At 57.3% G+C, this 12,060-nt stretch carries 9 protein-coding genes and 2 pseudogenes; 6 read left to right on the forward strand and 5 right to left on the reverse strand.

The features are described 5' to 3' along the window. The first annotated feature begins 239 nt into the window (after positions 1-239). The 5 genes and pseudogenes from tnpA to G7009_RS04800 all read left to right on the forward strand — a co-directional run. Entirely contained in the window at positions 240-557 is a 318-nt protein-coding gene (tnpA, locus tag G7009_RS04780) for an IS66-like element accessory protein TnpA (RefSeq protein ID WP_003282986.1), read from the forward strand. Further along, on the forward strand, positions 554-889 hold the full coding sequence (gene tnpB / locus G7009_RS27630) for an IS66 family insertion sequence element accessory protein TnpB (protein WP_157831713.1): 336 nt from the start codon (positions 554-556) through the stop codon (positions 887-889). Before tnpA ends, tnpB begins: the two co-directional genes overlap by 4 nt. Before the next feature lie 61 nt (positions 890-950). Then, a pseudogene (tnpC, locus tag G7009_RS04790) lies at positions 951-2,259 on the forward strand (IS66 family transposase); the annotation flags it as partial. Positions 2,260-2,835: 576 nt separating this feature from the next. Beyond that, a complete protein-coding gene (gene ltrA / locus G7009_RS04795; RefSeq protein ID WP_033997878.1) occupies positions 2,836-4,509 on the forward strand; it encodes a group II intron reverse transcriptase/maturase in 1,674 nt (557 codons plus the stop codon). 92 nt (positions 4,510-4,601) lie between these two features. Then, a pseudogene (locus G7009_RS04800) lies at positions 4,602-4,823 on the forward strand (transposase domain-containing protein); the annotation flags it as partial. A gap of 378 nt (positions 4,824-5,201) precedes the next feature. Here the strand turns inward: G7009_RS04800 and G7009_RS04805 are convergent. The 5 genes from G7009_RS04805 to G7009_RS04825 form a co-directional block, all read right to left on the reverse strand. Next, a complete protein-coding gene (locus G7009_RS04805) occupies positions 5,202-6,461 on the reverse strand; it encodes an OprD family porin (protein ID WP_375139535.1) in 1,260 nt (419 codons plus the stop codon). Between the two features lie 106 nt (positions 6,462-6,567). Beyond that, positions 6,568-7,743: a 3-hydroxybenzoate 6-monooxygenase gene (locus tag G7009_RS04810; protein ID WP_181128882.1), complete on the reverse strand. Its 1,176-nt coding sequence runs from the start codon at positions 7,741-7,743 to the stop codon at positions 6,568-6,570. Continuing rightward, positions 7,740-8,597: a fumarylacetoacetate hydrolase family protein gene (locus G7009_RS04815; RefSeq protein ID WP_181128883.1), complete on the reverse strand. Its 858-nt coding sequence runs from the start codon at positions 8,595-8,597 to the stop codon at positions 7,740-7,742. The genes G7009_RS04810 and G7009_RS04815 overlap by 4 nt, the downstream gene beginning before the upstream one ends. Beyond that, complete coding sequence (locus G7009_RS04820; RefSeq protein ID WP_181128884.1) at positions 8,594-9,640, reverse strand: cupin domain-containing protein; 1,047 nt, start codon at positions 9,638-9,640, stop codon at positions 8,594-8,596. Before G7009_RS04820 ends, G7009_RS04815 begins: the two co-directional genes overlap by 4 nt. 17 nt (positions 9,641-9,657) lie before the next feature. Further along, on the reverse strand, positions 9,658-11,046 hold the full coding sequence (locus G7009_RS04825) for an MFS transporter (protein WP_181128885.1): 1,389 nt from the start codon (positions 11,044-11,046) through the stop codon (positions 9,658-9,660). 266 nt (positions 11,047-11,312) lie between these two features. On the opposite strand from G7009_RS04825, the gene G7009_RS04830 reads away from it, so the two are divergent. Next, the gene (locus G7009_RS04830; RefSeq protein WP_181128886.1) at positions 11,313-12,059 is read left to right on the forward strand and encodes an IclR family transcriptional regulator; all 747 of its coding nucleotides are present in this window, start codon (positions 11,313-11,315) and stop codon (positions 12,057-12,059) included. Position 12,060 lies beyond the last annotated feature (1 nt).

A 12,060-nucleotide genomic window follows, 5' to 3' on the forward strand; every position in this document is an offset into this window, starting at 1 on the left:
ACTCCATAACCTTTTGATTTACAATATTTTTCCTGTAAAACCCGCTACAAAATGGGCAGCATCAAGGACTAACTTCGCATGGATGGCAACCCCTGAAAGCAATTTCTTTCGAATCAGTCACTTGCCGCGCACGCTCAACGTAAGCGTTCAGCCAAGTCACCTTCCGAACTCCAGCATTAAGGGCGATGGTGTCCGCGTATTTTTAAGCGGACGCGATAGCCCTTATCGCCGGGATTTCCATGCGCCAACGAAGCTCTTACCCCAAACCGTTCAAGGCCCAGGTTGTTCAGGAGTGCCTGCAACCCGGTGCGACCGTTTCCAGCGTTGCCATCCGCCACGGCATCAATGCCAACGTCATTCGCAAGTGGCTACCGCTTTATCGAGATCAACTGCCAGCGGCGTTGCCGGCGTTCGTTCCTGCGAGAGTTACGCCAAAACGACCAGTTGAACCAGCTGTGATTATCGAGCTGCCGCTGGGCGAGCAATCGATCACAGTGAAATGGCCAGCTTCCGATCCTGAAGGATGCGCCCGCTTTGTCCGGGGGCTCGCCCAGTGATCCGTATCGATAGTATCTGGCTCGCCACCGAACCGATGGACATGCGCGCCGGCACCGAGACCGCGTTGGCCCGTGTGATTGCGGTGTTCGGTGCGGCGAAGCCGCACTGTGCCTATCTGTTCGCAAATCGCCGCGCCAATCGGATGAAGGTGCTGGTGCATGACGGCGTGGGTATCTGGCTGGCCGCGCGGCGATTGAACCAGGGCAAGTTTCACTGGCCAGGCATCCGCCACGGCTCGGAAGTTGAACTCGACACCGAGCAACTCCAGGCGTTAGTGCTGGGGCTGCCCTGGCAGCGGGTCGGTGCGGGCGGCGCGATCACAGTGCTGTAGCACCGGCCATTAGCCCATCGGTGTATCTGCGCAGAGCGTCTGCTCTGGCACAATCAGCAGCATGAACTCCTCGCCCAATCTCGACCAACTGACAGCTGAGCAACTGCGCACACTGGCCGCGCAGTTGCTGACGCAGGTCGACGTGATGGGCAAGAAAATCCACCGTGATCAAACCATCATTGAGCAGCTCACACACGAAATCGCTTGGTACAAACGGCACAAGTTTGCCAAGCGTAGCGAGCAACTGAGCCCTGACCAGGGTAGCTTGCTGGACGGCCTGCTCGACACTGACATCGCCGCCATCGAGGCGGAGCTGAAAGCTGTCAATCCCCCCGGTTGCTCCAGCCGAACCCCGCCAACAGCCCAAGCGCACACCGCTGCCGGCACAATTTCCGCGCACCGTGATCCGCCACGAACCGGAGAACACCCAATGCGCCTGCGGCTGCCAGCTGCAACGCATCGGTGAAGACATCAGCGAAAAGCTGGATTACACGCCGGGCGTGTTCACCGTCGAACAGCATGTGCGTGGGAAATGGGCCTGTCGCCAGTGCGAAACACTGATCCAGGCCCCCGTGCCGGCCCAGGTGATCGACAAGGGCATCCCCACCGCCGGCCTTCTGGCTCACGTGATGGTGGCCAAATTCGCCGACCACTTGTCGCTATATCGGCAAGAGAAAATCTTTGGCCGTGCCGGCCTGGCCATCGCTCGCTCGACACTGGCGCAGTGGGTCGGACAAACCGGCGTGCAGCTCCAGCCGCTAGTCGATGCCCTGCGCGAAGCCGTGCTGGGCCAACGCGTGATCCACGCTGACGAAACCCCGGTGCAAATGCTCACCCCAGGCGAGAAGAAAACCCATCGGGCTTACGTCTGGGCCTACAGCACCACACCCTTCGCCGATCTGAAGGCCGTGGTGTATGACTTCAGTCCCAGCCGTGCCGGCGAGCATGCGCGCAATTTTCTTGGTCAGTGGAATGGCAAGCTGGTCTGCGACGACTTCGCTGGCTACAAGGCCAGCTTCGAGCAAGGCATTACCGAAATCGGCTGCATGGCCCACGCCCGCCGCAAGTTCTTCGATCTGCACGCTGCAAACAAAAGCCAGTTGGCCGAACAAGCACTGCACGCGATGGGCAGCCTGTACGAAATCGAACGGCAAGCACGGGACATGAGCGATGAAGAACGCTGGCGAATACGACAGGAAAAGGCTTCACCGATCCTCGATACACTGCATGACTGGATGCTGGCCCAGCGTGATCTTGTGCCCAACGGATCGGCCACGGCGAAAGCCTTGGATTACAGCCTAAAACGCTGGGTAGCGCTGACGCGCTACCTGGAAGATGGAACTGTGCCCATCGACAACAACCAGGTCGAAGTGCGACACGAAGTCGCTTAATGAAGTTGTTCCCCTTGGTGGGAACCACCCGTGTCACCGGGTGAATCTAGAAGGCTGAATCAAGAGCGCCTTCGACAATGGAACGAGGCATCGCAAGGTGCGGGGTACCAATCGTGAGAGGCGTACCCTTCTGGCAGCCATGGCCGGACAAGGGCTAGATAGTTGGTATGGTGAACACATGTGAATCTGCGCAACGATCGTTAAGTTGAACGAGCGGAAATGGCTTATACGCTCGAACCAAAAGGTAACGGAGGTGGGAATCGCGTCTTTCGACTACGCATTCGTGACCCACATGCCTCCCGGTCGATAGCAGGCACCTAACCCGACGCACTTCAATAAGCGGAACGTGGAAATCCCGTATCGCTCCCGCCAGGGAAAGCCGTTTGTAAAAACTGTCCATGGCGGTGCGGGCGAAGGAACGAGGAAAAAGCGAACGCCATCCTGTAATGGGCTGGATAGGAGTTGAAACATCACTTCACGCGAAAGCGGGCAGACGTCCTCATGGTCTCTCTTCACACGAGAGTAGGTAGAACCCTTTCAACGGAAGGAGAGCAAATGAACGCAGCAGCATTGGCGTGTGCACCTTCCGGCACGTCGTGGGAAGCCATCGATTGGATTGCCGTACAACGTCGTGTCAGAGGGCTGCAAGCGCGTATTGTGAAGGCTGTACAAGACGGCAGACATAACAAGGTGAAAGCCCTGCAATGGCTGCTGACTCACTCGTTCAGCGGTAAGGCATTGGCCGTGAAACGGGTGTCTGAAAACAAAGGCAAAAATACCCCAGGTGTGGACAAGGTTACTTGGAATACGCCTAGGGCCAAGATCGGTGCGATAGAGTCGTTGAAGCGGCGAGGCTACTCGCCGCTTCCGCTTCGGCGAGTTCTTATCCCGAAGAAAAACGGCAAGACGAGACCTCTCGGAATACCCGCCATGAAATGCAGGGCCATGCAGGCACTCCATCTGCTGGCTTTGGAGCCCATTGCGGAAACCACCGCCGACCCAAACTCGTATGGGTTCAGGCCGGAACGCTCGACCGCGGATGCGGCAGCACAGTGCTTTGGTGTGCTGTCACGAAAAGCAAATGCGGAGTGGATTCTAGAGGGTGACATTCAAGGCTGTTTCGACAATATCAGCCATGATTGGTTGATCGCCAACATCCCCATGGATAAGGCGATCTTGCAGAAGTGGCTCAACGCCGGATACATCCACAACGGCCAGCTGTTCCCTAGTAACGCAGGAACGCCGCAGGGAGGCATCATCTCTCCGGTACTGTCCAACATGACGTTGGACGGGCTAGAAGCGATGCTGGCGAAGAGGTTTCCTACCGCCAAATGGACAGGCAAGAAACTGCAAGCAGTGCGGTATGCGGACGACTTCATCATCACCGGGTACTCGAAGGAGTGGCTGGAAAATGAAGTTCGTCCTGCCGTGGTCGAGTTCTTGGCAGAGCGTGGTCTCACGCTTTCCAAGGATAAGACCAAAATCACGCACATAGGGAACGGGTTCGACTTTCTCGGCTGGAACGTGCGCAAGTACAACGGCAAGCTCTTGATCAAGCCTTCCAAGGCGAATATCAGCGCTCACCTTGCCAAGCTACGAGAGTTGATCAAGGCCAACAAAACGATACGGCAGACCAATCTGATAGGTTTGCTCAACCCGGTTCTACGGGGCTGGGCGAACTATCACAGTCATGTCGTCGCCAAGAAGGTCTTCAACCAGGTGGACAGTGCAGTGTGGGAAATGCTCTGGCGATGGGCGGTACGTCGCCACCCTCGCAAGACACGCCGATGGGTGAAGGATCGGTATTTCAAAGTACAAGGGGGGCGTCGATGGGTGTTCTCATGTGCTGAAAAATCCGCCGATGGTCGGAAGCGTCAGTACACGTTATTGGACGCCTCGGACACGCCAATTGTGCGACATATCAAGATCAAGGCCGCTGCCAACCCACACGACCCCGCTTGGGATGAATACTTCGAGTCCCGCTGGGGCAAGAGGATGCTCACTTCCGCGAAAGGTCGAGCCAAGCTGTACCGGATTTGGGTGCAACAGGGCGGTCGGTGCTGCGTCTGCTTCAAGCCGGTGACCAAAGACACACCGTGGCATAGTCGCCATATTGTGAAGCTAGGTCATGGCGGAACGGACGCGGCGGCTAATCTTGAGATATACCACCTGCGCTGCCCGAGGGATGTGCAATTTGCCTATGCCGATGACGTACAACCGGGTGCCTAGAGGTGCCTTAGCGGAGGCTTGAGCCGTGTGCTGGGAAACTCGCATGCACGGTTCTTAGGGGGTTGGACGCGGGCAACCGCGTCTGACTACCCGACAACCAGATCCGGCCCTGGGCCCTGGGGCGCTCGAACTGGTTGTTTGCCGGGTCGCTACGCAGCGGCAAACGCGCGGCGGCGATCATGAGCCTTATCCAGTCGGCCCGCATGAACGGGCATGATCCGTATGCCTATCTCAAGGACGTGCTGACACGCCTGCCGACGCAACGGGCGAGTGAGGTCGGCCAACTGCTGCCGCATCAGTGGGCGCCTGCCTGAGTCGCGCAAGGTGAGTTCGGCGTACGCTTACCGCTCAACGACTACAGCTTGACGATTTCGCTACTAACCCGTGCGCTTAGGCTATCAGGCCTAGATCGGCGCCACACACAATCCAACTGGCAGCTTCCTCTGACCCGAGGCCAGTCTGTCGACATATCACATCATGCAACACTGGATAAGAGACTGCCTTTTTACGCCGGTGCTGCGGTCTTCGTTCTGCAAGACGCCATCTGTCCAGTGAACGTTGAGGGTCCCAATCTGTCGATGACAAACCGCATGGTGCTCATGTAGATCTGCCCTTGATGCAGAAAGCGCCCGACGGCTGCCACGGTGGCAGCGTCAGTCTCGACAAGGGAACGATCTGCCGATCGGCCGCCGCTACAGGAGCTTCCACGTGTAACTGAGGACGACTCGATACTCATCGATGTCAGTCCTGTAATTGGAGCGAGCTACGGCATCGCGAAGCCGGATGCCCAGCCCTTTGACAGGCCCGCCCTGGATGACATACGACATGTCTATATCCCGTTCAGTATCCTTGCCTTCATAACCTCGACCCGTTTCGACATTGGAACCTTGCACATATCGGGTAGAGAACAGCAAGCCGGGTATTCCCGCAGCGGCAAAGTTATAGTCATACCGAAGTTGATAAGACACCTCGCCTTGTGAGGAAAAATCGTAGGTGGGCAGTTCATTGGCCAGTGGCGCAATATTGGCAAACACCCGGGGGAAACCGGTATCACCGTACATCTTCTGGTATCCAGCCGTTAACGTATGACCGGATCTGGCAATCCCCAGTGTGCCATACAAGGCGCGGTTATCGACGTCGCCAATCAAGTGATCGCCATCCTCGACAGCATCATACTGGGCCAGCGTAGCTGTTACCGCCCAAGGCCCCAACGCCTGATTGTGTTTTATACCGATATAGCTCTGCCGATAGATATCCTCCAACTGCGCATACCAGCCACTCACGGTGGTATGGGACTCGTTGAAGCTATAGTCGCCGCCCATGTAATTGAAGGCATCGCTTGACGCCTTGCGCTGGGGAATATAACCAAGAATCGTGGTCAACTTTTCGTCACCCGCCTCGTTTCGCAGGCTGGTGGATTTGATGCGGCCACCCTGCAGGGTCAATCCGGCGAACTCGCTGCTGGAAAAGGAAGCGCCCTGATAGGACGGGGGCAGCAGACGAATGTCGCTGAATGGCAATACGGGAATGTCCGGTTGAAGTTCACCGAACTCGAATTCGGTTTTGGAAACCCGCGCTTTCAAGGTAAGCCCCACGCGACTGTAATCGTCCGCAGGCGCTCCGCTGTCTTTGATAGGCAACAGCCCTGTCCCTACCCTACCGGTACCACTGTCGAGCTTGAGGCCGAGGGTAGCAATACCATCGATACCAAAACCGATCGGGCCTGGGGTATAGCCGGATTTGAAGTTGAGAATGAAGCCTTGCGCCCATTCTTCGGCCTTGGGTTTTTCAGCGCCCCGAATATCCAGATAGTTGCGCTGAAAGTAGTAGTTCCTGGCTTGTAGTGTAGCGGTCGAATCTTTGAAAAAATCCGAATCCTCTGCCCATACCAAGCTTGGCGCACAGCAAACCAGTAACGCGGGCCACAGAGGCCCCGTGTAGTCATTTTTCACGATTTCACCCTTTTTTATTTTTATAGAATGAGCATTGCGTACATGGTGCAAACGATGATCCACCCGGCAGCGTGATGAGTGCTGCAGGATGGTTCGTTGGGAGTGCTTAGATCACTGCGTCATATAACCAGGAGAGGCCAGCATAGGCTTGTTCGGGCGTGCGGGCCGCGAGCATGCCATTGCGTAATTCAGCCGCCACCCCTTCGGCATGGTAAAACTCACCATGCACGCGTGCCATGACCTGGCACCGGCCGGTGCGCAAGTAACGGCGAGCTTGATAAGCCTTGAATGCCAACTCGAGATCACCCGGGCACTTTTCGATTTCCTGAGCGAGCACCACCCCATCTTCCATGGCCATACAGGCGCCTTGGGCAAGGTACTGCAGCATGGGGTGCGCTGCGTCGCCCAGTAATGTGGTGCGCCCGTCGCTCCAATTCTTCACGGGCTCGCGATCACACAGTACCCACATACGCCAGCTTTCAATTTTGGAGAGTAGCGTTTGTACGGTGTCACAGGTGCCGACGAATCGGCGGCGCAGCTCTTCAGGGTCGCCTTCGGTGTTCCAGCCCTCTACGTACCGATCACTGTGGAACACCGCGACCAGATTGAACAGCTTGCCACCGCGAAGCGGGTATTGGACCAAGTGAGACTTTGGCCCACCCCAGAGAATCATCGAATTACGGCGAAACTCCAGGGGCACATCTTCAATCGGCAGCACTGCCCGGTAGGCGATGTGCCCGGACACCACAGGCGCACCATCTCCGACAATCCTCTCCCTGACTTTGGACCACAGCCCATCGGCACCAATCAGCGCGCTGCCGCGAATGGTTTCACTCTGATCTGTGGTAACGCTGACAGACTGTCCATTGTCTTCGTAGCTCAGTACTTTTGTAGCAATCTTAAATTCGACATCAGCCGACTCGCGACACGCCGCCAGCAACACAGAATGCAGGTCTGCGCGATGAACAAGTGCGTAGGGATATTTGAAACGATCCAGGAACGCCGCGCCTGTGGGGATCGTGGTGATTTCCTTGGCAGTGACACTGTCCATGAAAATCAAATCATCGGGCATCACGGTCAGCTCGCGCACCTTATCGGCCACACCGAGCGTCTCCAACACGCGAAATCCATTAGGGCCTACCTGAATCCCCGCCCCGACCTCGCGAAACTCTTCGGCCTGCTCGATCAACAGCGTCTTGAAGCCCTTCTGGGAAAGTGCCAGCGCAGCTGCCAAACCGCCAATGCCGCCGCCAATGATGATAATGGGGTCTTGTAGGCTCATGGCGATACGACCTCGACAGTGATTTCGCCAATCCCTTCAATCCGCGCTTTGATCTGATCGCCGTGAACGATGGGGCCTACACCTTCGGGCGTGCCGGTGTACAGCAGATCGCCAGGTTCGAGCGTGTAATAGGCCGAGGCGAATTCGATCAGCTCGGCGACGTTCATGATCAGATCCTTGGTATTGGCGTGCTGGCGCGTCTCACCATTGACCGACAGCAGCAACTCCAGACCGTGCGGATCGCTGAGTTCATCGGCCGTCACCAGCCATGGCCCCAACACCGAGTAAGAATCCAGCGACTTGCGCAAGCTCCGCTCTTCAGGCCCGCGGATGGTGATATCCAGGCCAATGCTGTAGCCGGCAACGTAGGACAACGCGTCTTTAGCTTTTACATCCTTTGCGCGCTTGCCGATCACCGCCACCAACTCGATTTCATGGTCGGTACGGCGCTCTGGAAGATTGATAACGATGGGCTGACTGACACCAATCAACGAGCTGGTGGCTTTGAGAAAAAGACCCGTCTCCTGAATTTTGCGGACATTGGCGCGGGTAAAGGTTTCGGTGTCCGCGATAGCTTCGTCAAGGTGAGCCTGATAATTGACTGGCGCAGCCACAATCTTGCCGGGGTTGGCTATTGGGCTGAGCAGTTGGACTTCGCTCAGTTTGAAGGCCACGGCACTGGCCTTGGCCGACGATATTTCAGGCAGCAGTTCAGCGAGGTTAGCGATCAGCAAATCATGGCGAGGAAACGGATAACGAACCGGCGACAAGGAGCGCAATGCCTGGGAGACGTCATAGACAGTCTCGCCCTCGATCAGGCCCAGACGGTTATCGTTAAACAGACAAATCTTCATTGTTTTTCTCCTGGTGTAGTATTCGAGCTCAGATTGATTTCACTGCGCCAAAATCCGAGATGCTCTTGAAGCGGTCGGTCAGAAAAGCTGAACAACACGCATTGTTCGTCAGCTTCGAATGAGCGCCATGCCCAACCCGGAACCACAAACACGTCATCTTTGTAGGCTGTCCACGACTGATCGCCGACTTGTACGCGCAGGCTGCCCTCGACCACGCAGCAAACGGCTCCGTCGGTTTCGCGAAAACTGGCGCCCTTGAACCCACTCGGGAACAGCTGCATGAAGGCGCCCATCGAGCGGATTGGCGACAGCCCATTGGTGGGGTTGGTAAACATCAACTTGAAGCCATTGCAGGCATCCGCATCGTCAACGAGCGCCAACTGTTGCAGTGCGTCACGGGTACGCGGATAGGGGTAGTGGAACAGCGGACTGACGGGCCCACCGTGGGTATCGCCTACCGGCCTGAGGCCGGCAGCGAACTGGGCATTCGAGTGGCCAGTGGGACGTGTAACCGCCTGACGCAAGTTCGGGTCATCGGCGGAGAATCCAGCGTTGAGCATTTGCACGACAGGCACGTCCAGGCCATCGAGCCACATCACTGGATCGTCGCCTTGGGCACCATGGTCATGAAACACCCCAGTAGGCGTGATCACGAAATCGCCTGGGCTCATGAGTACCTTTTCGCCATGCACCGTCGTGAATCCACCTTGACCGCTCAGTATCAGCCTGAGGGCAGACGCGGTGTGGCGATGACTGGGGGCGATCTCGCCGGGCAGAATCATCTGAATACCGGCGTACAGGGACGAGGTGATTTGCGACTTGCCGCGAAACTTGGGATTTTCGAGGACAAGCACTCGGCGTTCTGCGTCTTCTGCGGAGATGACCTCACAGGCCATTTTCATGTTCTGGCGAATAGTCTCGGCGCGCCAGATGATGGGGTCGGCGGTCTGCTTGGGCTCGCGCGGGGTGAGCCCGCGCAATACCTCCCAAAGCGGCGTCATGTTGTCCTGGGCGATATGATCTCTGAACGTACTGTTACTCACAATTATCTCCTTACTATCTACCGAGCTTCGTTCAACCGTGCGTCGCTACGGCCTTGAGTTGAGGCCCGTGCGATGTGGCGACGGACGAGGGTCAGCGCGACAAACAGAATCACCATCATGGCGGCTATGAAACCGAAGAACCGAATGCCTGTGCTGGCAAGAATCCAGGGGCCGATGAAGGCGCTCAGCACGGCGCCCAGGCGGCCAAAAGCAGCTGGCAAACCGACGCCACTTGCACGCATTGAGGTAGGGAATATTTGCGCCGCCAGTACAAACAGGATCGCTTGTGTGCCGGGCACACACACGCCGAGTAGAAGCAGGCTGACGGCAATGATGGGCAGTGAATGCGCTGTAGGTTGCAGTGGCGTCACCATTAGCGCAGCGCAACAGGCCAAAGCCCCCGCCGCCATGCAGAGCATGGTTCTACGCGAGCCGAAGCGACTGAACAGCCATCCGCCGCCCACGCCGCCGATCAGGCCACCCAGGCTGAATACCGCCATACTGGCGCTGGACAGACTAACGCTGTAACCGGCCTCGACAAACAGGGATGGGGACCAGGTAAACATCAGGTAGCTAGACAGAATCACGGTAAAGAAAGCGACCGCCAAGACACGAGTATCTCCGGCATATTCGCTGGCCATTAACGTTCGCACCGAAGCCTTCTTGACCGCCGCAGTTTCCCCGCTGTCCACCAACGTGGATGTAGCTGGCACCACACGCCCCAGACGGCGAATGATGGACAGACAGGCTTGCGGCTTGATGCCGCGGGCCACTAGAAATCTCAAAGATTCCGGAACGCCAACGATCAGCGTCAGCGCGACGAGCAACGGCGCACACCCTGCAATTACGAAAAAACTACGCCAGCCGAGAGCGGGAAGAATTTGCGCCCCCAGCAGACCAACGACGATACCGCCAAAGGGCAAAGCGCTCATCCCGATGGCCAGTGCAAGGCTGCGCCGGCGCACTGGGGTGTACTCGGCCAGCATTGCTGTGACGTTAGGCATGGCTGCGCCCATGCCCAGCGAGGCAATCACTCGGCAGGTGCCCAGAAATACGACGTCATTAGCCAATGCGCCCAATAGCGTCATCAGGCCGAACGTGACACTGGACGCGATGAGGGTCCATTTGCGGCCGATGCGGTCGCCCAGCAGGCCCCCGAGGGCCGTTCCCAGGGCCATGGCCACGAAGCTGAATCCGAGCACGGGGGCAAAGGCCGCGCGGCTGACACCCCATTCGGCTGAGATGGAGGACAGCGACAGGCTCAACACTTGCGCGTCCACCCCATCGAACACCATGACCAGGGCAACGAGAAAGAGAATCCGCTTTTGATAGGACGTCCATTCGCCGTGATCGAGAATGGGCGCGATGTCGAGGACGGCGGACGATGGCTGCGCAGGCTGGCTCATGATGGGACCCTCACACCTTAAGGTGTTTATGTAGTATTTGTTGTAATACGATAATTATGCTTTTTAATCTGCGTGTCAACGATTTTATCCTATGGCGCTATTTTTGTTTTTACTCCACTCACGATCCAGCTTGGCGGTAACATGATGGGCTCCGTCAAGCACACCTTTCTAAGGGGTCAGGGTTGATAAAGCAGCAGGTAACCGGCGCTCGCGCAGTGCACGCGTCAGGCGCAGAAGATGCCAAAGGCAGCTCGCAGGATCGCTTGATGCGCCTGCTCGAACTCTTCAGTGGGGACAGCAAATCTGACTGGTCTGTAGACGAAGCAGCCATCGAGTTAGGGCTATCGGCAAGCCATACGTACCGTTACTTTCGAACGCTGTCGGGTGCCGGCTACATCAGCGCCTTCACACCTGGGCGCTATGTCCTGGGCCCTGCAATCATCGCCCTGGACAGAAAAATGCGCCTGGGTGATCCGATGATCCAAGCTGCCAGGCCAGTCATGGCCGACATGCTGGAAGTGGCCCCCGCAGGCAGCATCGCGATTTTATGCCGCTACTTCCAAGAGCACGTCATGTGCGTGCATGAGGAGTTCACCACGCGCTTCAAGCAAGACATCAGCTATGAGCGCGGCCTCCCTAGGCCCCTTTACCAAGGCGCGGCCTCGAAGGTTATCCTGGCGCACCTGCCCTTGCGGCAGGTCAAACCCTATTACGAAGGGGTAACGGGCGAATTCGAGCGGTTTGGCCTCGGGTCCAATTGGGCGCAAGTGAAGCAGACACTACGATCGCTGAGAAACGAGCCCGTCGTTATCACTTCCGGCGAATTGGGCAATAGCGCTGCGGGTATTTCAGCCGCCGTTTTTGACGATAAACGGGTGATCGGCAGCATCAGCCTGGTGATTCCCGTTGTCGATGCCTCGCAGGAAGTCAGAACGCTGCTCGCGCCTATTGTGGCCGTGGCCGGGGCGCAGATGACGCAGAAGATGGCAGCGTTGGCGTCTTCTGGATCATGAA

The sequence above is a fragment of the Pseudomonas capeferrum genome (assembly GCF_013523055.1).
In the GTDB taxonomy this organism is placed as follows: Bacteria; Pseudomonadota; Gammaproteobacteria; order Pseudomonadales; family Pseudomonadaceae; genus Aquipseudomonas; species Aquipseudomonas capeferrum_A.